This is a genomic window from Pseudoxanthomonas sp. 68-E7, assembly GCF_057773145.1.
Genome location: NZ_JBYMTI010000004.1, coordinates 329,156 through 350,744, shown reverse-complemented (window position 1 = coordinate 350,744; position 21,589 = coordinate 329,156). Strand labels below are relative to the sequence as shown.

Sequence of the window (21,589 nt, the reverse complement as noted above, 5' to 3'; positions counted from 1 at the left end):
TGAGCACGCTCACTTCTTGTCAGGGTCATGCAAAGGCTTCATCGCCCGGAAACGCCGACCATACTCATCCGTCAGATTGCGGGCTTCCTGCGGGTCGCGAATGATGGTCGGCGTCAGCAGGATGATTACTTCCTGACGATCGGTGTTCTGTCGCTTGCTTCCAAACAAACCGCCGACGACGGGCAGCTTGGCGAGAAACGGAAGACCGCGAGATCCATTGTCGACCGAGTCACCGATAAGACCAGCCAGCATGATGGTGTCACCAGTGCGCACGGCCGCCTCGGTTTTCAACCTGCGAGTATCGATCGGTACATTGCAGCCTGTAGTGGTGTCATCACAACTAGCGGGGCGTGCTCCGGGCGAGCTGACCTCCTGAACGAGATCGAGGAACACCATGCCATCCTTGGTGATGCGAGGACGCACCTTCAGAATGACGCCCGTATCCAGGTACTGGACCTGACTATAAGTATTGGAGTTCTGATCCGGATTGATGCTGACCGAATTGATCGGAATCTTGGTGCCTACATTCAGCGTTGCTTCTGCGTTGTTGCGTACCAGAACAGAGGGCGTCTGCAGCAGTTGTACATCGGTGACATCCTCGAGAGCTTCTATGATCGCCGCTGCGTTCTTTCCCAAGAAAGTCCAACCAAGGCCCGGCGCATTGGCATCGCCACGAATGCTGCCGCTGATATCGCCCCATATGCGACGTCCCAACGCGCTCGCAAGCCCCGCCTCCTCAGTCACCGCATTCTCAAAAAACCAGCTCACGCCATAGCTGAGTTTTCCGGTCAGCTTGACCTCAGCCACCTGCGCCTCGATGTGTACCTGCATCGGCATGACATCGAGCTTCTCGATGACGTCCTTGATCGACTTCCAGGCGCTCGCGCTAGAGCGCACAAGGAGCGTGTTGGTTTCATCCACTGCGGCCACGCCCACCCGGTCGCCCTCGACCTGCAGGGTCACCGAACCGTTACCGTCACGGCGCGGGTTCAGGCTGAAGCTGCCATTGCCCAGTCCGCCCGAACCGCCGCCAACAGCGCTACTGCCTCCAGTCACGCCGCCGGAATCAAAGCCATCGTTCTGCTGCCCCAACAGTCCACTGTCACCCAGTTGTGTTGGATCCGCACCGGGCATCAAGGAGGCGTTGCCACCGTCGTTGCCGGAGCCACGTGAGCCGCTTGCACCAAACACCTCCGCCAACCGCTGTGCCAGGTCCTTGGCCTTGATGTACTTCAACTCGTACGAATACAGCCGCGCACCCTCGCCCGCACTGTCGATCCGTTCCAGCCATTGCTGGATCTGATCCAGATAGGCCGGCTGCGGGGTGATCACCAGCACGGCGTTGGCGCCTTCCAGTGGCATGAAGCGGAACATGCCGGCGCTCGGGGTCTTGCTGGTTTCGCCGAACACCTTTTCCAGGTCCGCGACCACCTTGGTGGCCTGCCCGGTTTCCAGCGGGAACACGCCCACCGACATGCCCGAGAGCCAGTCGACGTCGAACACCTCGACCGTGCGCAGGTAGTTTTCCAGCTCGGTACGGGTGCCGGCCAGGGTGATCAGGTTGCGGGTCGTGTCGATGTTGACGATGGCATTGGGGCGCGCATACGGCTCGAGCACCTTCTTCATCTCGGTCGCGCCGATGAAGCGCAGCGGCACCACCCGGACTTCATAGCCGCGCGCGCTGGCGGCGCCACCGGTGCGCGGGGCGACCGTGCCGACCATGGCCTGGTCGGACGGCATGATGTTGTAGCGGCCATCGCTGTAGACCATGCGCGCGTTGTTCTGCGCCAGCACCTGTTCCAGCAGGGTCATCGCCTGCGCGGGCGATACCGGCCTGGGCGTGCCCAGGGTGACCGTGCCCTGCACGCCGGGTGCGATCACGTAGTTCTGGCCGAGCATGTCGCCGAGGATGGCCTTCACCACCGCGTGCACGGATTCGCCTTCGAAGTTGAAGCTGGCCGAACCCGAGCTGGCGCCGCCCAGCGATGGCATCGGCGCGGCCGCCGCGCCACGGTTGATCATCTGGCCGCTGCCGCGGCGGATCACCGGGCGTGGCCCGCTTTCGGGCTCCTCGGTCTCCGCCAGCGGCGAAGTCTGGGCGGTCCCCGGAGTGGCCGGGGTATCTCCCGCGCGCCGGATGTCCGGCGTGGGCGCGGTGGCGCAACCCGCCAGCAGGCCCAGGCAAACGGAGAACAGGAATAGGCGTGACTTCATGCCGGCACTCTACTGATTCGGATTGGGTGGTGGGGCGGGCGGGGGAACCACCTGGCCCTGCTGCTGGCGCATCTGCGCGCGGCGCGCCTCGATGCGTTTGCGGATCGCTTCCATCTGCTGTTCGGTGGTCATGGCCGGCTGTTCGGCCGGCTCCGCGGCGGGATTGGCCGGCGGCACCGGCATCACCGCCGTGCCGGTATTCGGTGCCGGCTGCGGCGGCGCGTTGCCACCGGTGGACTGCGGCACGGGGACCGGCGCGGCGATCGGCGGTGGCCTTCCCGACACGCTGGGCGGCTGCCCGCCGGCGCCATCGAACACCCGCAGTTCCAGGGTTCGCCGGCCTTCCGGGCCCTCGAACACCGCCGCGCGCGGCTGCAGGTCCACCAGCGTCCACTGCGGCGCCGCGCTGGCCGCTTCGCCCTGCTTGATCCTCACGCCCTCGCCGCCCTGGCTGGGTTGCAGGATCGCCATGCGGAAGGCCGGCGTGATCAACACGCTGGTCAGCACGTAGTCGAAACTCGGCGCCTGCGCTTCGGCTTCATTGGTCAGGTAGAACGGTTGCGGCCGGCGGCCTTCATAGAACGGTGGGCGCGCGGTCAGTTCGGAATACTGCGCCAATGGCCCCAGCCGTTCCGGCGCGGGCCTGGGCAGTGCCGGCAGGCGCGGCGCGCTGCCCGGATCGTCCGCGAGCGGCGTGATGCGGCCGCCCAGGCCGGCCAGGGCGAGAATCGCCACCAGCACCGCCCAGCCGGCGACCGTGCCCAGCAGCAGCGTGCGCGGTCCGAGCGAATCAACGCGCATCGCCGCCCTCCGGCATCGTCATCGCCGCGGGTGCGGCCGGGGCCGCGGGCGCGACCGTCCCGGGCTTCAGGTAGCCATACAGATCGAAGGTGACGTCCAGTCCGCCCGTGCCACCTTCCGGCGCCATGTACGCGTAGTTGCTGGAGAGGACGTTGAGGTTGTCCACGAACAGGCGCGGACTGCCGGATTCCAATGCATGCAGCACCGCGGCCAGTTCCGGCGTGCCGCAACGCAGGCGCACCTGCACCGCCACCCGGGCGAAGCGTTCGCCGGCGGCCTGCGGCAACGGTGACTGGTTGGCGATGCCGCAGCTGCGGTTGCCGGGACTGGCTTCCTTGACCACCGCTTCCAGCCGCTGGACCAGTCCGGCGGTGGCCAGTTCGGTGCTGGCTTCGCCGAGGAAACCGGGACGCTGCGCCTGCAGGGCCAGCGCCGCGGCGAGTTGTTTTTCCACCGCCGGCGCCTGCTGCAATTGCGTGCGCACGCGCAGTTCGCGCTCGCGCAGACCCTCGATGCGTTCATTCACCTCCAGCATCGGCTGGGTCCACCAGGGATGCACCAGGGCCAGATAGCCCAGCGACAGGAACGCCGCCAGCAGCCCCAGCGCCAACCAGCGATCACGATCAGTCAGCGCGCTTGCCATTCTGATCTCCGGTGCCGGGGGTGGGGGGAGCCGCGCCACCGACCAGTTGCGCGGTGAGGGTGAAGCGATCGCGGCGACGGGCCTGGTCCGGCTGCAATGCGCCGCTCAACGCGGGTGAGCGCCACAGCGGCGAACCCTGCAGCTTGGCGACCAGCGAGGAGGCTTCCTGGCTGAGGCCGATCACGACCAGCCGATCGCCTTCGATCGACATCTTTTCCAGGTAGGTGCCGTCCGGCAGGCGGCGACTCAGTTCGTCGAGCACCTCGACCGCGGTCGGGCGCTGCGCGCGCGCGCGTTCCAGCGCGTTCATGCCTTCGACCAGATCCACCAGTTGCTGGCGCTGCGCGGCGACCCGGCGCGCCTGTTCGGTCCGGGTCCGCAGCGAAGTCTCGAATGCATCGGCCGCGGCGCGTCGGTTGTCCAGTGCGGTCCACGCGGCGAACACCACCGCCAGCAGGGCCAGCGAGCCCAGGGCAAGATGCCAGCCGCGCATCGGCGCCTGCCGCACCCGGCGTTCGGCGGGCGCCAGCAGGTTCACGCCCAGCGGCCGTTCCTGCGGACCGGCCACGTCCACGCCGCCCAGTTCGCCGGCCAGGCTTCCCAGTGGCGCCAGCGCGGCGTCGAAGCGTTGCCGTGGAATCACCACCAGGTCGACTTCCAGTTGGCCGTCCTCGCGGCGCTGGCGCAGGTTGGCGTCATGGCAGACATCGGCGGCGGCGAAGGGTGTCTGCCGGTCGATCTCGAACCGCACCACGTCGCGCAAGCGATCCGCCGCCGCCGCGGGCAGCACCAGCGGCCTGCGCAGGACCGCGTCGGCCGGCAACAACAGCCAGCGCGGCAATCCGGCCATGCGCTTGCCGAGCAGGCCATCCAGATCGCCGGCTTCCAGCGGCAGGGGCAGGCGCGCGAGTTCGCGCACGCCTTCGGTGCTCTGCCAGGCCAGCGACAGGTGTTCGTCCTGCAGGCTCAGCAGCAGGCGATCCTGGGTGAGTCCCAGCAGCGAGCGCCAGCGGTGCGGCAGCCAGCTGGCCAGCGCCCTGCCCCACCATTCGAACAGCCCCCCCGCTCCCGGCAACAGGCGCGCGCGCAGGCTGTCCATGCTGTCGCGGATCGTGCTCATGGCGGTGCAGTTCCCTCTTCCCAGCGTAAAACGGTGTACGCCATCCCCGGTACGGGGCCGCCGCCGGCCCGTATCACCGCGCGCAACGTCGCCTCCCGCCCATCGCGAAGCTTCGCGTGGCTCTCGATACTATACGTGCCGCTCCCGCCGCCGACGAGTTGCCCCCCCGCCTGGTCCGGCGGCAGTTCGCGCTGCGCGAGGATGCGCTCGGCATCCAGGCCCATCGCCACCAGTACCGGCCCGGGCGCGTAATTGGCGTCCGGCAGGGTACGCCCGGAGTACAGGGTCAGGTACGGCGCCACGCGGTCATAGAATTCCGGCGTCATGCCCAATACCTGTTGCAGTTCCGCGACACTCTCGAACGGGGCGTCCTTGGCGCCATATTCGAGTCCGGCGGCGGCGTAGTCCGGATCCTCGGCCCCGCCCCGGGGCTGGGAGAGTGAATCGGCATCCCGCCAGTCGAGGATGGCCGCGGCCAGGCCGGGTGCGGTTTCCTCCGGTACGCCGCGTACCCGCAGCAATTGTTCCAGCAGGCGGGCATCGGCCTGATTGAGATCGACCTTGCCGCTTTCGTCGACCGCGCGGATCCGCAGCGGGCTGCCGGCGAACATCCAGTCATAGGCACGTCCGTCGGGCAGCCAGCGGGTCCTCTGCTGCGGGTCGGCGATGCGTACCAACGCGTAGTCGATGCCGGCGCGGGCGCGCTCGCGCGCCACCGTGCCGTCGCGCACGATCTGGCCCTGCAGCGATTCCATCCGCGCGGTCACCGCGAACGCGCCGATCAGCGCCGCCAGCAGCGCGGTCAGCCACAACACCAGCAATAGGGCCGCGCCACGCGCACGCATCACAGGCCTCCCGGCGGCTGCGCGCCACCGCCTGCGCCGCCCTCGCTGTGCACCAGGGTGACGATCAGCTCCGGCCAGCGCGCGCCGGTTTCGGTTTCGACGTCCACCGCCACCTGCAGCGGCAGGATCTCCGCGGTGCGCCAGGCGTCCTGCCACGGACCGGGTTGTCCCTTCTCGTCCAGCCCGCGATAGCGGAAACGCACCTCGCGCAGGCGGTCGGCCAGTTGCTCCGGAGCAATGCCATCGGGTCCCTCGACCGCCTGGCCGGCCTGCACCACGGAGAAACGCGCCATCAGTCGTCCCCGGTCATCGAAGGCCAGGTCGTACAGATGCGGACCGCCGCGGCCCAGGTAATTGGGCAGATCGGCGACGAAACGGATCCGCTTCGCTTCACCGAGGAAACGCGACTGGCGGAAGGTGGAAGGATCGGTGGCGAACACCACCGGCAATGCGGTGCCGATGCGCTGGCGCAGGAAACCTTCCACCGCGCGCGCGCGCTCGTTGCGCTGGGCGCGGATCTCGCCGCGTTCCACCATCGTGGTGGCCGCGCGCACGGTGGCGAACGCCAGCGCGAGGCCGGCCGACAGCAGCACCAGCGCCAGCAGCATCTCCAGCAGGGTGAAGCCGCGCGCGCGCCGGTTCACTGCACGCTCCGTCCGCGGTTGGGATCCGGCGGCACCAGGCGCAGCGTGTCCCACACGATCCGCTCGCGGGCACCGTCACCCCAGCGGGTGGTCAGCCGCAACTGCATCAGTTCCGGCGTGGAAAGATCCTGGACCGGCGTCTCCCGCTTCGCGGGATCCTCGTAGGGAACGATCTCCAGGTCCCAGTGGTAGCGGCCACGTTCGAATTCGCCCTGGCGCCGGCCGGGCTGCAGGAATTCACCCACGCCGATCTGCGCCAGCAGCGACTGCGCATGCAGCGACGCGCGGGTGGCGTCGTCGGCGACCCGGATCTGGCGGGTGGCGCCGGACAGGGATCCCAGCAGCAGGGTCAGCGCCAGCGCCAGCAACGCGAACGCGACGATCACCTCCAGCAGGGTGAAGCCATGCGGCCGCTTCATGTTCCGCCGCCTCCGCGGACCACCTGGACCTCGCCGGTCAGCCAGGCCACGTCGACATGCCAGACCGCGCGACCGCCGCTGAGGCGGATTTGCCCGCCGCTGGAACCACCGTCATGGAAGAACGTGATCGCGCCCACGCCCGGCGCCGGCTGCGCCTGGCGCGCGCCGATGAAGGCGATGCGCAGTGAATCCGGCACGCTGCCGCGGTGCTGGTTGGGCGCCTGCCAGCGATGCGTGGCAGGATCGATGACGAAGCGCTGCGGCTTGCCGGTCGCCATCGCCTGGGCGCGGGTGTAGCGCAGCTGCGCGGCGATCTCGCGCGCTTCCGAACGCAGGCGCATGCCTTCCAGTCCGCCGGTCAGCACCATCGCCGCGAGGGTGCCGGCGATGGCGACCAGCATCACCACCAGCAGCATTTCCAGCAGCGAAACGCCGCGGGCGTGGCGCGGCGTGCGGAAGGAAGGGCGAAGACCGCCGCGCATCGCGCCGTATCCGGCTTACTGGTAGGCGATGTCGGCGTCGTAGCTCTCGCCGCCGGGCTTGCCGTCCTTGCCATAGCTGACCAGATCGAAGGCCTGGGATTCGCCCGGCGCCCGGTACTCGATGGGATGGCCCCACGGATCCTTCAGTTCGGCCGGTTTGGCGTACGGGCCCAGCCAGCCACCGGCGTTGGCCGGCGCGCTGACCAGGTCATCCAGCCGCGACGGCAGGCTGCCGGTGTCGAGCTGGTAGTTCTCCACCTTGCCGGCCAGGGTCTGGATCTGGCTCTTGGCCAGATTGGCCTTGCCGCGATCGGCGCCGCCCAGCAGGCGGCTGCCGACCAGCGCCATGATGCCGCCGATCAGGATCAGCACGATGATGATTTCCAGCAGGCTGAAGCCGGACTGCGAGGCCGGCGAGCGGAGGCGGGAGCCGGAACGGATTCGGGAAGGCTGGCGCATCGGTGTGGTCCTGATCATGCGTTGGAGGTTGAAAGAGAAGCCGCTTGAAGCGCAAAGGAGTCTGGTGGATGGTGCCTGAACCGGTTGTTGGGCGGAGCGGGCTCAGCCGATGGCGTTGGTCAGACCATACAACGGCAACAGCACCGCCAATATCACCAGGCCCACGACCAGCGCCAGGACCAGGGTGATGACTGGCACCAGCAGCGCCAGCAGACGTTCCATCGCCTGTCCGGTCTCCTGCTCGAAGGTGTCGGCGGTCTTCAGCAGCATGCTGTCCAGCGCGCCCGATTCCTCGCCCACCTGGATCATCTGCAGGGCCAGGCGCGGAAACCGCTTGCCCTTCCCCAGCGAGGCGGCCAGGCCATGGCCGTTCTTGACCTGTTCGGCGGCTGCATCCACGTCCGCCCACAAGGCCCGGTTGAACAGCACGTTGCGGGAGATGCCCAGCGCGGCGAGCAGCGGCACGCCGTTGCGCAGCAGGGTGCCGAGGGTACGGGCCAGGCGCGCGGTCTCCAGCCGCGCCACCAGCGGTCCCACCAGCCTGCGCTCCAGGATCCAGCGATCGAAGCGATCGCGGAACGCCGGATCCCGGCGCTTGCGGTCGAACCACAGCAGCAGCACCGCGGGCACGGCGATCAGCACGAACCAGCCCTGCTGCACGAACGCGCCCGTCGCCATCACCCCGCGGGTGAACCAGGACAGTTCGACATCGAGGCTTTCGTACATCTGCGAGAACTGCGGCACCACGTAGCCCAGCAGGAACAGCAGCGCGAAGCCGACCACGACCACCAGGATCGCCGGATAGATCAACGCGTTGATGACGCGACCGCGCAGGTTGCGGCTGCGCTCCAGGTAGTCCGCCAGGCGGGCCAGCGTGTCCTGCAGGCTGCCGCCGGCCTCGCCGGCGCGGACCATGTTGATGTAGAGGCGGCTGAACACGCCATGCTGGCGCTCCAGCGCGGTCGAGAGGGGCGCGCCACCGCGCACGGCGTCACGCACGTCGGCGATGATGTCGCGCGCGCGGCCTTCCTCCGGCATGTCCAGCAGGATCGACAGCGCCCTGTCCAGTGGTTGGCCCGCGCCCAGCAGGGTCGCCAGTTGCTGGGTGAACTGCACCAGCTGGTCGCCGGCCAGCGGCTGCGCGCGCAGCAGCCCGCGCCAGGAAACTCCACCGCGCACCTCCGACGCCAGCCGCGCCTCCACCGGCAGATGCCCCTGTTCCTGCAGGCGCATCACCACCTCGGCGTCGCTGACGGCCTCCATCTGGCCTTCCAGCAATTCGCCGCGCGGGTTCAGGGCCTTGTAGCGGTACAGGGGCATCGGCGGGGGCTTCCTGGGTCTCCGAGCCCCTAAGCATACGCGTGCCGGGTTGCCTGGCTACGGGATCGCCACGGTTCCGCTCAGCGGCGAGACGCCGTTCTCATCGAAGGCTTCGACCGCAACGTGATACGGCACGCCCGTGCTCAGCGCCCGCACCTCCAGCCGCGTGGGCTGGTCGGCGAACACCTGGTAGGTCGAATGCAGGCGATCCGGCGCGATGCCCCAGCGCACGTTGTAGCCCACCGCACCCCGGACCGGTCGCCATTGCACGGTCATCTGGCGCGGGTCGGCGTCGCGCTCCGCGCGCAGGCCTTGCGGAATCGGCGGCGGATTCCCGTCTGCATGGCCGAATACGCGCAGATCGCTGATCGCCAGGTGCGCGGCGCCGACATGGCCATGCACATAGCGCACATGGCGGGCACGCACCGGCTCCGGCAATTCCAGATAGGCGTTGGGCCGATCCCGGCGCCGTTCTCCCGTGGCCACGAGTGGCTCCCAGTGACGGCCATCGAGCGAGGCATCGATGCGGAACTCGGTATAGATTTCGTCCGAATCACCATAGAGCCCGGACTGGTAATCGGCGAAGTTCACCTGGATCGCGCGCACGCTGCGGACGCCGCCCAGGTCCAGGCTCAGGGTCTGGCCGGCGTCCTTGTCCGCGGCGACCCAGAAGGTGCGGGGATTCTCGTCGGTGACATGGGCGGCGGCGAAGTTTTCGTGCACCGACGAGGCGGTCGCGCGCTTGCGGTATGACAGCAGCATCCAGCCGGTGAACAGCGCTTCCGGGTCCGCGTTCGCCGCATCGGGCACGTAGTGCGGGAAATCACCGAAGCGGGTTGAGACCGACATCTGCCCATCGGCGCCGAAGGCCGCGGGGAACATCGCGATGCGCCGTTCGAAGTTCCAGTTGTAGCCAATCCAGGGCGTACCGGTGTTCCACCAGTTGCCATGCGCATCCTGGAAGGTGGAGCCGTGCCCGGCGCCATGGACGAAACCGCCGGGCTTGTAGCCCACCGGGTTGTAGGGCGCGTACTCGAACGGCCCCAGCGGCGCTTCGCCGACGTACACGCCGGTGGCGTAGGCGTTGTACTCGGTGCCGGGCGCGCCGTACTGCAGGTAGTAGCGGCCGCCGACCTTGTTCATCCATGCGCCCTCGATGTAGGTCGGGCGGCCTTCCTCGCGGTGGTCCTGGCCGAAGCGCTCCCAACCGTGCAGCTTCGGGTCCAGGACGATCAACGCGCGCGGCTCGCCCAGGTAGCGCAGGCCCTTGTCCATGTCGAGTTCGATGCCATACAGCGGGAACGTGTCCGAGGAACCCCAGTACAGGTACCAGCGCCCGTCGTCGTCCTTGAAGAAGCTCGGGTCCCACGGTCCCGGGGGAACCTCGTCGGGTTGCGGATCGCCCGGGCGCCAGGGCTGCATGAACTGGTCCATGCCGGGGCGCACCGCGTTGGGCAGCTCCGGGGTCCGGCGGGTGAAGAAATCGAAAACGCCGTGTTCCGGATCACGACTGACCAGCACCGCGCCGGGAGCGAACATCGAGCGCATCAGCAACAGGCGGTCGCCATCGGAAATCGCCGCCGGTGCGACCATGCTGTCGAACGGCCAGCGGCTCGGTTCGATGAAGCGCCAGTCCACCAGATTGGTGGAACGCCAGTAGCCGTCGGCCAGGGTCTGGAACAGGTAATACGCATCGCCATGCCGGACCACCACCGGATCGGCGCCGGTGCGATAGGAAATGCCCTCGTTCAACTGCTCGAAGTTGTACCGGTAGTCGATGTCGATCGGGTTGGCGTAGGTGCGCCGCTGGGCCGCGCCGGGAGAGGAGGCATCGGCCGCCAGCAGCGGGTTGGCCAGGATCAGCAACAGCGCGCCGGCCAGCCGGCAGGAGATGATGCGCACCTCGACCTCCAGGGGTTTTTCCGCTTCTGAAAACGTTTTCAGCGCTGGAGTATTCCCTACCCCTGCGGCGCGGGAAAGCCGCAGTGCAGCGAAAGGGAATGACCGGGGCCGGAGCGGGGTCGACGGCGGATCAGGAATCCGGGAACGCCATCGCTCCCATTGCCGTTCCCATGCCTGCGGCGGCTTAGCCGGTCGGGGACAGGTCCGGGGCCATGGCGACGCCAGGGCCGCGCCGAAAGCGCAGGGAACGCGGCGCTCAGGATTCCTCGGTGACCCGCAGGACTTCCTCGATGGTGGTCTGGCCGGCCAGCGCCTTGGCGATGCCATCCTCGTACATCGTCCGCATGCCGGAGGCGCGCGCGATTTCCTCGATCTCGCCCATGCCGGCATGGCGCATCACCGCGCGGCGGAGTTCGTCGTTCATCACCAGGAACTCGACGATGGTGGTCCGGCCCAGGTAGCCGGTCGGCGCGATCGCCGACGGCCGCGGACGGTACAGGACGATGTCGCCCTCCGGCTGGAAGCGGCGCAGGCCGAACTTCTCGATTTCCTCGGGCGAGGCGCGGTACGGCTCGGCATGGGTGGGCTCCAGCCGGCGCACCAGCCGCTGCGCCAGGATGCCGTTGATGGTGGAGGTCAGCAGATAGTCCTCCACCCCCATGTCGAGCATGCGGGTGATGCCGCCGGCGGCGTTGTTGGTGTGCAGCGTGGACAGCACCAGGTGGCCGGTCAGCGCGGACTGGATGGCAATGCGCGCGGTTTCCAGGTCGCGCATTTCGCCGATCATGATGATGTCCGGATCCTGGCGGACGATGCTGCGCAGCGCATGCGAGAAATCCAGCCCGATCTGCGGCTTGGCCTGGATCTGGTTGATGCCCTCGATCTGGTACTCGACCGGATCCTCGACCGTGATGATTTTGACGTCGCTGGTATTGAGCTTGCTCAGCGCGGTGTACAGCGTGGTGGTCTTGCCCGAACCGGTGGGACCGGTGACCAGCAGGATGCCGTGCGGCTGTTCCAGCACCTTTTGGAACTGCGGCAGGAACACATCGGTGAAACCCAGCCGCTTGAAATCGAACACCACCGTCTCGCGATCCAGCAGGCGCATCACCACGCTTTCGCCGTGCGCGGTGGGCACCGTGCTCACGCGCAGGTCCAGTTCCTTGCCCTGCACCCGCAGCATGATGCGGCCGTCCTGCGGCAGGCGGCGTTCGGCGATGTTGAGCTTGGCCATGATCTTGATGCGGCTGATCACGGCGGCGGTGAGGTTGGCGGGCGGGCTCTCGGCTTCCTCCAGCACGCCATCCACGCGGTAGCGCACCTTCAGCCGGTTCTCGAACGGTTCGATGTGCACATCCGAGGCACGCAGTTCCACCGCGCGCTGGATGATCAGGTTGACCAGCCGGATCACCGGCGCCTCGGAGGCCAGGTCACGCAGGTGCTCGACGTCGTCCAGATCGCCCGCGGCTTCGCCGTCGGCGTTCTCCACGATGGCGCCCATCGCGCTGCGGCCTTGGCCGAAGTAGCGCTCGATCAGGTCATCGATCTCCGAGCGCAGCGCCACCTGCCGGCGCACCGCCTTGCCGGTCGCCAGCTGCACGGCGTCGACCGGATAACCGTCCTGCGGATCGGCCACCAGCAGATCCACCCCGGACTCGTCCTCGCCCACCGGGCAGACATGGAACTGCTTGAGGAACCGCACCGACAGCGGCGTGGCTTCCGGCGGCAGTTCGGGCAGTTCCTTGACACTGACCAGCGGCAGGCCGAGCACCTCGGCGGCGGTCTCGGCGTGATCGCGCTCGGACACCAGGCCCAGCCGCGACAGCAACGACAGCAGGCTGCCGCCGGTTTCCTCCTGCACCCGCCGCGCCCGCGCCAGATCCGGATCCTTGAGTTTTCCCCGCGCCAGCAGCGCATCGACCATCCGCTCTTCCACGCCGGCTCCGGTGGTCTGGGATTCGATCAGGGCGTTCACGTCGTACTCCGGCTGCGAGCATCCACTTTACCAATGTGTACCATCATCCGGCGTCTTGGATATGGCCAGGCACGAGCGAAGTGCGGATGCCTGCCCACGCGCGCTAGCCCTTGGCCGAACCGACGGCCATGGTCCCGACCAGTTCGCCAATCCTGGTCACCGCGTCGGCGGACAGGGCGGATCGGTCCAGCCGCCGGAGCAAGGCTTCGCGCGCCACCGCGAAGGCGATGGCCTGGCCCAGGATGGCGTGCGCCCGCAGGATGTTCCCTTCCTCGCCGGGGGATTCATCCCGGATCGCCGCCACCAGATCCGTGACCGCTTCGTGCAGCGGCTGGAACAGGAGGCGGTGGAGCGTGTCGAAAGTCGGGGTTGGCTGGAGTTGCTCGCGTACCAGCATCAGGCTGTGCGCGGACGATGTATCGGAATCCAGCAGGGCCGAAACGAACTCGCGCATCAGCGCGCGCAGGGCGTCCGCGGCCGCCTCGGGAGATCCCGCGGCCGGACGCGGCAGGCGGAGCCGGCCGACGATGCTCTCCGCGGTGCGCTCCAGCACCGCCGCATATACGCCATCCTTTCCTCCGAAGTGATAGGGGATGGCGGACTGGTTCACCCCCGCGTGCTCGGCGAGCTGGCGTGTCCGCACCCCTTCCAGACCTTGGCGACTGAACAGGACAAGACCCGCCCGGATGAGCTGTTCCCGCGTCTCCGCCGCGCGTTCGTTGGGAGTTTCCCTGTCCTGCGTCGTCACTGCCTGTTTTCCTTTCCGCCTTGGCGCATCTAAGCGTGCGCGTGCATCAACCGCGTCGAATTCTCGTTGAGCGCCACGCCTTCGCGTTCGCCGACGACGACCGTACCGCCGATGTTGGCAAGATGGCGTCCGAATGCACAATTCGGCTCGAATGCGAAGCACATGCCCGCCTGCAACGGCACTTCCCGGCCCACCGTGGGCAACCGGCTGGGCTGCTTGTAGGCCGCCGCCTCGGGCAGCGATTCTATGCCAGGCGCGGTGCCGAAGCCGACCGGGCCATAGGGATTGATGCTGTGGACCAGCGGGTGGACGTGCCAGCCTCCCGATGCGAGCAATGGTGCCTCCATGGCATCCACCAGATCGCCGAATGTGTTGCCTGCGCGCAGAGCCGCCAGTCCGGCCTCATAGCTCTCACGCGCCACTTCGGCGGCGCGCAGGATGTCCGCATGGACCTCGCCGACGGCGACGGCGGCCTGATGCTGGGTCTCCACCATGCCGTACAGCGCGAAAATCTCGGACAACACGATATCGCCTTCCCGCAGTACCCGCGGCCGCTGCGCACGGTACTGCCATGCGGGCGGCCCCCAGCCGACGTAGTCCGGGCCCGAGCCCAGCAGGATCTCGGCCGTATAGCCGCCCATGGAGAAACAGGTGCCGCTCACCGCCGCCACCAGCTCGGCCTCGGACACGCCCGGCCGCGCGGTGGCCCGGAGTGTTTCGCTCATCGCCTCGCCGATATGCGCCGCATAGCGCACCAGGCCCAACTCTTCCTCGCTCTTGATCGATGCGCGCTGGAAGAAGGCGCGGTAAACGGGCACGAACTCCGACCGCGGCAGGGCCTCGCTCAGGCCCTGCATGGTTCGCGCGGGCAGCGCGCCGTCGAAATAGAACGGTGGATAGGGTTCCAGGCCGATCACGCCGATGCGCGCGCCATCCAGCTTGCGGCTGGCCAGCCACGCGCCGACATCGCGGCCGGTCTTGCCCACGAACAACTGTTCGGGCGGCACCCATTGCAGGTCTCCACGCAACGCCGCCTGGATGTGGTCGGCGACCATGAGCGATGCGAAGGTATGCACCCTGGGGGCCTCGTCGCCGACGAACACCACGATCGAGCCTGGCCGGTCATTGGTGAAGTAGCAATCGGGGGAGAAGTTGGCGGGTGCGGCGGCCTCCCGGTCTCCGTAGACGATCAGGGCATCGAGGCGTTCGGCCTGCATCAGCGACCGTGCGAGGTTCCAGCGCCGGTCTCGTTCTGCGAGCGACAGGGGTTCGGGAATGCGGGACATGTCTTGCTCCATGGGGGTTTCGAGATGCATATTAATTCATTTGAATGAATTAATATGCATCCACATTGCCTGGTGGCTTTGCCTTGCTTGCGGTCCAAGCATCCGGCCTCAGGGCACTAGCCTGTTCCCAGAAAAAAGCGGCGCCGGGGGCGCCGCTTTGCGTTCGTCGTGATGACGCGGGCGCTCAGCCCACCCAGACCCGCGCGTTGCGGAACATCCGCAGCCACGGCGAATCCTCCGGCCAGTCGGCTGGCGCCCAGCTCAGGTTGACGCTGCGCGGGGTGCGCTCCGGGTGCGGCATCAGGATGGTGGAGCGGCCGTCGTCGCTGGTCAGGCCGGTGATGCCGTCGGGCGAACCGTTCGGGTTGAGCGGGTACTGCGTGGCCACCTGCCCGTCGCCGTCGATGTAGCGCAACGCGACCCGCGCGGCGGCCTGGTCGACACCGCTGTCGAACTCGGCGCGGCCCTCGCCGTGCGCCACCGCGACCGGGATGCGCGAACCGGCCATGCCGCGCAGGAAGATCGACGGCGACTCCAGCACCTCCAGCAGCGAGGTGCGGGCCTCGAACTGTTCACTGCGGTTGCGCAGGAAGCGCGGCCAGTGGGTCGCGCCGGGAATGATGTCCTTCAGCTGGCTCAGCATCTGGCAGCCGTTGCACACACCCAGCGAGAACGTGTCGCCACGCGCGAAGAACGCGGCGAACGCCTCGCGCAGCGCGCTGCGTTCCAGCACCGAGGTGGCCCAGCCACGGCCGGCGCCGAGCACGTCGCCGTAGCTGAAACCACCGCAGGCGGCGAAGCCCTTGAAGTCGGCCAGCGAGACACGACCGGCGATCAGATCGCTCATGTGCACGTCGTAGGCATCGAAGCCGACGCGATCGAAGATCGACGCCATCTCGATCTGGCCGTTGACGCCCTGCTCGCGCAGGATCGCCACCTTCGGACGCGCCCCGGTGGCGATGAACGGCCCCGCCACGTCCTCGGCCGGATCGAACGTCAGCTTCGGCTTCAGGCCGGCGCCGCCGAACTGGCGCGCGGCGGCGCGTTCCTGATCGGCCGCTTCCGGGTTGTCGCGCAGTTTCTGCATCGCGTGGGTCACCGACCACCAGGCATCGAACAGGGCTTCCCAGCGCCATTCGCTCAGGCTCTCGCCATCCTGGTGCACGCGCACCACCGGCGCGGTGGTCGGGCGGGCGATGCGCTGCGCGCATTCGATCAGGGCGTGGCGTTCGACCAGATCCGCGAACGCGGCGCGGTCCTCGTCGGCCACCTGCACCACCGCGCCGAGTTCCTCGGCGAACAGGGTGCGGAAGGGATCGTCGCCCCAACCGTCGAGGTTGATGTCCAAGCCCAGGTGCGAGGTGAACGCCATCTCGCACAGGGTCGCGAAGGCACCGCCGTCGCTGCGGTCGTGGTAGGCCAGCAGCAGGCCCGCCTCGCGCGCATCGCGGATCAGCGCGAAGAAATCGCGCAGGCGCTGCGGGTCATCGAGATCCGGCACGCCATCGTCGGCATCCTCGCCGGCGAAGGCCGGCAGGCCGTCGCGACCACCGGCATCGGGATGGACCTGCGCCAGCACCGAACCGCCCAGGCGCTTCTTGCCCGCGCCCAGGCCGATCAGCCACAGATCGCTGGCCTCCTCGCGCCGCAGCAGCGGAGTGAGCTGGCCGCGCACGTCGGTCACCGGCGCGAACGCGCTGATCACCAGCGAGACCGGCGACACCGATTTCCGCGCGCCGTCCTCGCCCTGCCATTGCGCCTGCATGGACAGGGAATCCTTGCCGACCGGGATGCTGATGTCGATTTCCGGGCACAGTTCCATGCCGATGGCGCGGACCGCGTCGAACAGCAGCGCATCCTCGCCGTCATGGCCGGCCGCGGCCATCCAGTTGGCGGACAGCTTGATCCGATCCAGCGACTCGATCGGCGCGGCGCACAGGTTGGTGATCGCCTCGCCCACCGCCATGCGAGCGGCGGCGGCGGCATCCAGCAGCGCCAGCGGCGTGCGTTCGCCGATCGCCATCGCCTCACCGCTGAAGCGGCTGTAGTCCGACAGAGTGATGGCGCAGTCGGCGACCGGCATCTGCCATGGACCGACCAACTGGTCGCGCGCGGTCAGGCCACCGACGCTGCGATCGCCAATCGTGATCAGGAACTGCTTGGCCGCCACGGTCGGATGCGCCAGCACGCGCAGGCCCGCCTCGTGCAGATCGAGCTTCGCGGTGTCCAGCGCGGGCCACGGCGCCGGCGCCGGATGGCGGGTGTCGCGGTGCATCTTCGGCGCCTTGCCGAACAGCACGTCCATCGGCAGGTTGATCGGCGCGTCGGCCGGAATCGAATCCGGGGTGGCGCCGTAGGCCACGACCAGGCGCTCCTCCGCGGTCGCCACGCCCACCGCCGCGAACGGGCAACGCTCGCGCTCGCACAATGCGGCGAATTCGGCCAGGCGCGCCTGCGGCACGCCCAGCACGTAGCGCTCCTGCGATTCGTTGCACCACAGTTGCATCGGCGACAGCGAAGGATCGTCGGTGGGCACCTTGCCCAGGTCGATCACGCCGCCCACACCGGAGTCGTGCAGCAGTTCCGGGATGGCATTGGACAAGCCGCCCGCGCCGACGTCGTGGAACCACAGGATCGGATTGTCCTCGCCCATCGCCACGCAGCGATCGATGACTTCCTGGCAGCGCCTTTCCATTTCCGGGTTGTCGCGCTGCACGCTGGCGAAATCCAGGTCCTCGGCGCTCTCGCCGGAGGCAACCGAACTGGCCGCGCCGCCGCCCAGGCCGATCAGCATGGCCGGGCCGCCGAGCACGATCACCGCATCGCCCGGCGACAGGGTCTTCTTCTGCACCTGGCCGCGATCGATCGCACCCAGGCCGCCGGCCAGCATGATCGGCTTGTCGTAGGCGCGCGCCAGCGCGTCGCCCTGCGCCAGTTCGAAACTGCGGAAGTAACCGAGCAGGTTCGGGCGGCCGAATTCGTTGTTGAACGCGGCGCCGCCCAGCGGGCCGTCCAGCATGATTTCCAGCGCCGGGGCCATGCGCGGATTGAGCACGCGCTCGGCTTCCCAGGGCTGCGGCAGGGTCGGGATGCGCAGGTGGGAAACGCTGAAACCGGTCAGGCCGGCCTTGGGCTTGCCGCCGCGACCGGTCGCGCCTTCGTCGCGGATCTCGCCGCCGGCGCCAGTGCTGGCGCCGGGGAACGGCGCGATCGCGGTGGGATGGTTGTGGGTCTCGACCTTGATGCAGAACGCCGAGTCCAGGGTCGCCTCGACCTGGTAGCGCCCTTGCGCATCCGGACGGAACCGCGCGGCCGGATAGCCCTCCACCACCGCCGCGTTGTCGCGGTACGCGGACAGCGTGTACTGCGGCGTCTGCGCGTGGGTGTGCTTGATCATCCGGAACAGCGACTGCGGGCCGCCGTTGACCAGCATCTCCTTGCCGTCGATGGTCCAGGAGGCGTTGAAGATCTTGTGCCGGCAATGCTCGGAGTTGGCCTGCGCGAACATCATCAGCTCGACGTCGGACGGATTCCGTCCGAGCTCCTGGTAACGCTCGCGCAGATAGGCGATTTCATCGTCGGCCAGGGCCAGGCCCAGCCGCGCGTTGGCGCTTTCCAGGTCGGCCGGCGCGATGCGTTCCAGCTCGCCGCGCGCCGGGGTGCTGAACAACGCCGAGGCCTGCTCGCGCGCGTCCAGCAGCGACTGGGTCATCGGGTCGTGCAGCGCCTTGGCCAGCGCGGGCAGATCGTCGGTCCAGCCTTCCAGGTCGATGCGCACGCCGCGCTCGACCCGGTGCAGGTCCAGGCCCGCGCCACGCAGCAGTTCGGTGGCCTTGCTGGCCCATGGCGACAACGTTCCCAGGCGGGGCACCACAAAGCGGGAAACGCTGCCGGCGGCCAGCGGCTCGGGCTGGTCGTGGGCCTGCAGGATCCGGCACAGGGTGGTCGAATCGAGCCGGGCCGACGCATCGGCATCGATGAAATAGACGTACCAGGCGCCGCGGATGCGGACTTCGGGGACCAGGGACTGGAGCTTGCTTTCGAGCCGCGCGCGGCGGAATTGCGACAAGGCCGGTTGGCCTTCGAGGACGATCATGTCCGGAACCGTGGGAGCGTGCCGTCAGGACGGGGCCCGCTATTGTAACGGAGGCCGGGTCCGCGGGCCCGATGCCGGGGTCGGGCCGACCCGGGCGGCCCGGCGGACGGGGTCGCGGACATGAAAAAGGCCGGCCCCGGTGACGGGACCGGCCTGCAGGGCGGGGCTCAGGGCGCGCCGCCGGCCTTGGCCTGCTCGGCGGCCAGTTCGTCCAGCGCCTTGCGCAGCGCCGCCGGCGGCAGGTAGCCGCCCAGCTGGGTGCCGTCGGCGGCGAAGATCGCCGGAGTACCGTCCACGCCGACCCGCTGGCCGATGTTGTATTCCATGGTCACCGGGTTGGTGCAATCGCGCGACTGCACCGGGCGGCCGGACTTGGCCTCGGTCAGCGCCTTCTTGCGATCGCTGGAGCACCAGACCGAGATCATGTCCTTGTGGTCCTGGCTGCCCAGGCCCATGCGCGGGAACGCGAGGTACTCCACCGCGATGCCCTGGCGGTTGATCTCGGCGATTTCGCTGTGCAGCTTGCGGCAGTAGCCGCATTCGATGTCGGTGAACACGCTGACGGTGTACTTGGCGTTCGGCGGCGAGAACACGATGCGATCGGCGTGCGGCACCGACTTGATCAGCTCGGAGCGGTAGCGCGCCATCGCCGGGCTGCCCTTCATCAGTTCGCGGTTGCCGCCCTGCAAGTCGACCACCGCGCCCTGCACCAGGTAGCGGCCATCATCGCTGATGTAGACCAGTTGGCCGCCGGCGATCACTTCGCGGAAACCGGGCAATGGGGCGACGCCGATGTACTCGATGCTGATCTGCGGGTTGAGGCGCTTGATGGCCTCGCGCACCTTGGCATCGGTGGCGCTGCCGCCCACGGCGGCATTGGCCGGCGTGGCCTTGGCGTCGGCGCCAGGCGCCTGCGGGGCCTGCGCACAGGCGCTCAGGCTGAGTGCGCCCAGCAGCGCGGCGAAGAGAAGGCGGGTCATCGGCATTTCGTGTTCATTCCGCCGCAGGCGGCCAGTCGGGATTCCGCCGATTCTCGCACAGCACCTTGCCGGTTCGATTAACCGCGTCTCAGGCCCGGGGATGGTGCTTGCCGTGCAGTTGCTTGAGATGTTCGCGGGCGACCAGGGTGTAGATCTGGGTCGTGGACAGGGAACTGTGGCCAAGCAGCAACTGCAACGCGCGCAGATCCGCGCCGCGATTCAACAGATGGGTGGCGAAACTGTGACGCAGGCCGTGCGGACTGATCCGGACCGGATCGATACCTGCCACCGCCGCGTAACGTTTGACCAGGGTCCAGAATTGCTGGCGGGTCGGCGCTTCGCCCCGCGGGGTCAGGAACAGCGCCGCCAGGCTGCGCTTGCCGGCCAGCGCCGGCCGCGCCCCGGCCAGGTAGGTTTCCAGCCAATGCTGGGATTCCTCGCCCAGCGGCACCAGCCGCTCCTTGCTGCCCTTGCCGGTCACCCGGATCACGCCCTGGCGCAGGTTGACCGCGGTCGCCGGCAGGTTGACCAGTTCGCTGACCCGCAGGCCGGCGGCATACATCAGTTCCAGCATCGCGCGATCGCGCAGTCCTTCGGGCGTGTCGACAGCCGGCGCCGCCAGCAGCGCGTCGATTTCCGACTCGGCCAGCGCCTTGGGCAGCGAGCGTGGCAGCTTGGGCGGATCCAGCAGCGCGGTCGGATCGTCGGCGCGATCGCCGCGGCGCAGGCGATGGGCGAAGAAGGCGCGCAGGGACGACAGCAGGCGCGCATTGCTGCGCGGCGAATAGCCTTCCCGCGTGCGCCAGGCGAAGTAGTCGAACAAGGCGGCGCGATCGGCCCGCGCCAGACCGCCGTGCGCACCGTTGCGCCAGCGCGCGAACCCTTCCAGATCCCGTCGATAGCTGTCCAGCGACGGTCGCGCCAGGCCGCTCTCGGCCCAAGTGGCGTCCAGGAACGCCGCGATGACATCCGCATCCGCGTCGGGGACGGGCGGCAGCGCCTGTACCCGTTGGCGGCGATCGGCGGGAGTGCGGGCGTTCATCGCGCAAGCTTAGGACAGATCGCTGGGAACCCGCATGCCGGCATGCATTCGCGGATACGCGCCGGTTGGTGGCACGTTATCCTTTCGCGATGACCGCGACCGCCGCATCCACCGACAAACCCCGCGCCCTGATCGGCTGGCGCCTGCTGGCATTGCTCTACGACGTCTGGCCGGTGCTGGCGTTGTGGATGCTGATTTCCCTGGGTTTCACCCTGGGCTACACCTTCCTCGGGCATCACGCCGCGCGCGAAAACATCGCGCCCTACAGCCCATTGCAACTCCTGCTCTGGCTGTGCTGCTGGAGTGTCGCCGGCCTCTACGCCACGCTCAGCTGGGCCCGTGGCGGACAGACCCTGGGCATGCGTCCCTGGCGATTGAAGGTGGTGGATGCGCGGGGCGGCGCGCCATCAAGGCGTGCGTTGTGGGTGCGCTTCGCCGTCGCCAGCCTGTCGCTGGCACTGGCGGGACTGGGGTTCTGGTGGGCCTGGATGGACCGGGAACGGTTGACGTGGCATGACCGCGCGAGCGGAACGCGGATGATCCGGTTGCCGAAGCAAAAGCGCTGACACGTCCGTTTTCAATGACGCGACGGGGCGCGTTCAACACCGTCCTT

The 21,589-nt window shown here is 68.4% G+C and carries 18 protein-coding genes; 1 reads left to right on the top strand and 17 read right to left on the bottom strand.

What is annotated here, in order from left to right:
• Nucleotides 1-9: 9 nt before the first annotated feature.
• From gspD to xerD, 17 genes are all read right to left on the bottom strand, one after another.
• Nucleotides 10-2,214, bottom strand: a complete 2,205-nt coding sequence (gene gspD / locus AC3DE2_RS12475) for a type II secretion system secretin GspD (RefSeq protein WP_488426438.1) — start codon at nt 2,212-2,214, stop codon at nt 10-12.
• Between the two features lie 9 nt (nt 2,215-2,223).
• On the bottom strand, nt 2,224-3,015 hold the full coding sequence (locus AC3DE2_RS12470) for a type II secretion system protein XpsN (RefSeq protein ID WP_488426436.1): 792 nt from the start codon (nt 3,013-3,015) through the stop codon (nt 2,224-2,226).
• Nucleotides 3,005-3,658, bottom strand: coding sequence for a type II secretion system protein GspM (gspM, locus tag AC3DE2_RS12465; protein ID WP_295381808.1), 654 nt, complete (start codon nt 3,656-3,658; stop codon nt 3,005-3,007). Before gspM ends, AC3DE2_RS12470 begins: the two co-directional genes overlap by 11 nt.
• Complete coding sequence (locus AC3DE2_RS12460) at nt 3,639-4,778, bottom strand: PilN domain-containing protein (protein WP_488426434.1); 1,140 nt, start codon at nt 4,776-4,778, stop codon at nt 3,639-3,641. The genes gspM and AC3DE2_RS12460 overlap by 20 nt, the downstream gene beginning before the upstream one ends.
• On the bottom strand, nt 4,775-5,626 hold the full coding sequence (locus tag AC3DE2_RS12455; protein WP_488426433.1) for a type II secretion system minor pseudopilin: 852 nt from the start codon (nt 5,624-5,626) through the stop codon (nt 4,775-4,777). Before AC3DE2_RS12455 ends, AC3DE2_RS12460 begins: the two co-directional genes overlap by 4 nt.
• Nucleotides 5,623-6,267, bottom strand: a complete 645-nt coding sequence (locus tag AC3DE2_RS12450; RefSeq protein ID WP_488426432.1) for a prepilin-type N-terminal cleavage/methylation domain-containing protein — start codon at nt 6,265-6,267, stop codon at nt 5,623-5,625. Before AC3DE2_RS12450 ends, AC3DE2_RS12455 begins: the two co-directional genes overlap by 4 nt.
• Nucleotides 6,264-6,686 carry a type II secretion system protein XpsI gene (xpsI, locus tag AC3DE2_RS12445; RefSeq protein ID WP_488426431.1) on the bottom strand — a complete coding sequence of 141 codons (423 nt, stop codon included), beginning with the start codon at nt 6,684-6,686 and terminating at the stop codon, nt 6,264-6,266. The genes AC3DE2_RS12450 and xpsI overlap by 4 nt, the downstream gene beginning before the upstream one ends.
• Nucleotides 6,683-7,168, bottom strand: coding sequence for a type II secretion system protein XpsH (gene xpsH / locus AC3DE2_RS12440; protein WP_488426430.1), 486 nt, complete (start codon nt 7,166-7,168; stop codon nt 6,683-6,685). Before xpsH ends, xpsI begins: the two co-directional genes overlap by 4 nt.
• A 15-nt stretch (nt 7,169-7,183) precedes the next feature.
• Entirely contained in the window at nt 7,184-7,627 is a 444-nt protein-coding gene (gene gspG, locus AC3DE2_RS12435) for a type II secretion system major pseudopilin GspG (RefSeq protein ID WP_488426429.1), read from the bottom strand.
• A gap of 102 nt (nt 7,628-7,729) precedes the next feature.
• Entirely contained in the window at nt 7,730-8,947 is a 1,218-nt protein-coding gene (gene xpsF / locus AC3DE2_RS12430; protein WP_488426428.1) for a type II secretion system protein XpsF, read from the bottom strand.
• A gap of 57 nt (nt 8,948-9,004) precedes the next feature.
• Nucleotides 9,005-10,849, bottom strand: a complete 1,845-nt coding sequence (locus tag AC3DE2_RS12425) for a family 43 glycosylhydrolase (RefSeq protein WP_488426427.1) — start codon at nt 10,847-10,849, stop codon at nt 9,005-9,007.
• Between the two features lie 256 nt (nt 10,850-11,105).
• A complete protein-coding gene (gene gspE / locus AC3DE2_RS12420) occupies nt 11,106-12,773 on the bottom strand; it encodes a type II secretion system ATPase GspE (protein ID WP_295381896.1) in 1,668 nt (555 codons plus the stop codon).
• A 154-nt stretch (nt 12,774-12,927) separates the two neighbouring features.
• On the bottom strand, nt 12,928-13,572 hold the full coding sequence (locus AC3DE2_RS12415; RefSeq protein ID WP_488426425.1) for a CerR family C-terminal domain-containing protein: 645 nt from the start codon (nt 13,570-13,572) through the stop codon (nt 12,928-12,930).
• Between the two features lie 29 nt (nt 13,573-13,601).
• Nucleotides 13,602-14,888, bottom strand: a complete 1,287-nt coding sequence (locus AC3DE2_RS12410; RefSeq protein ID WP_488426424.1) for a M24 family metallopeptidase — start codon at nt 14,886-14,888, stop codon at nt 13,602-13,604.
• Nucleotides 14,889-15,042: 154 nt separating this feature from the next.
• Complete coding sequence (purL, locus tag AC3DE2_RS12405; protein WP_488426423.1) at nt 15,043-18,954, bottom strand: phosphoribosylformylglycinamidine synthase; 3,912 nt, start codon at nt 18,952-18,954, stop codon at nt 15,043-15,045.
• A gap of 167 nt (nt 18,955-19,121) precedes the next feature.
• Nucleotides 19,122-19,934 carry a thioredoxin fold domain-containing protein gene (locus tag AC3DE2_RS12400; RefSeq protein WP_488426422.1) on the bottom strand — a complete coding sequence of 271 codons (813 nt, stop codon included), beginning with the start codon at nt 19,932-19,934 and terminating at the stop codon, nt 19,122-19,124.
• A gap of 88 nt (nt 19,935-20,022) precedes the next feature.
• Nucleotides 20,023-20,976, bottom strand: coding sequence for a site-specific tyrosine recombinase XerD (gene xerD / locus AC3DE2_RS12395; protein WP_295381877.1), 954 nt, complete (start codon nt 20,974-20,976; stop codon nt 20,023-20,025).
• Between the two features lie 89 nt (nt 20,977-21,065).
• On the opposite strand from xerD, the gene AC3DE2_RS12390 reads away from it, so the two are divergent.
• On the top strand, nt 21,066-21,542 hold the full coding sequence (locus AC3DE2_RS12390; protein ID WP_295381898.1) for an RDD family protein: 477 nt from the start codon (nt 21,066-21,068) through the stop codon (nt 21,540-21,542).
• Nucleotides 21,543-21,589 lie beyond the last annotated feature (47 nt).

Coding starts and splice junctions, on each gene's coding strand:
- gspD (WP_488426438.1), bottom strand. CDS start 2,214: ATGAAGTCACGCCTATTCCTGTTCTCCGTTTGCCTGGGCCTGCTGGCG.
- AC3DE2_RS12470 (WP_488426436.1), bottom strand. CDS start 3,015: ATGCGCGTTGATTCGCTCGGACCGCGCACGCTGCTGCTGGGCACGGTC.
- gspM (WP_295381808.1), bottom strand. CDS start 3,658: ATGGCAAGCGCGCTGACTGATCGTGATCGCTGGTTGGCGCTGGGGCTG.
- AC3DE2_RS12460 (WP_488426434.1), bottom strand. CDS start 4,778: ATGAGCACGATCCGCGACAGCATGGACAGCCTGCGCGCGCGCCTGTTG.
- xpsI (WP_488426431.1), bottom strand. CDS start 6,686: ATGAAGCGGCCGCATGGCTTCACCCTGCTGGAGGTGATCGTCGCGTTC.
- xpsH (WP_488426430.1), bottom strand. CDS start 7,168: ATGCGCGGCGGTCTTCGCCCTTCCTTCCGCACGCCGCGCCACGCCCGC.
- gspG (WP_488426429.1), bottom strand. CDS start 7,627: ATGCGCCAGCCTTCCCGAATCCGTTCCGGCTCCCGCCTCCGCTCGCCG.
- xpsF (WP_488426428.1), bottom strand. CDS start 8,947: ATGCCCCTGTACCGCTACAAGGCCCTGAACCCGCGCGGCGAATTGCTG.
- gspE (WP_295381896.1), bottom strand. CDS start 12,773: ATGGTCGATGCGCTGCTGGCGCGGGGAAAACTCAAGGATCCGGATCTG.
- AC3DE2_RS12410 (WP_488426424.1), bottom strand. CDS start 14,888: ATGCATCTCGAAACCCCCATGGAGCAAGACATGTCCCGCATTCCCGAA.
- purL (WP_488426423.1), bottom strand. CDS start 18,954: ATGATCGTCCTCGAAGGCCAACCGGCCTTGTCGCAATTCCGCCGCGCG.
- AC3DE2_RS12400 (WP_488426422.1), bottom strand. CDS start 19,934: ATGACCCGCCTTCTCTTCGCCGCGCTGCTGGGCGCACTCAGCCTGAGC.
- xerD (WP_295381877.1), bottom strand. CDS start 20,976: ATGAACGCCCGCACTCCCGCCGATCGCCGCCAACGGGTACAGGCGCTG.
- AC3DE2_RS12390 (WP_295381898.1), top strand. CDS start 21,066: ATGACCGCGACCGCCGCATCCACCGACAAACCCCGCGCCCTGATCGGC.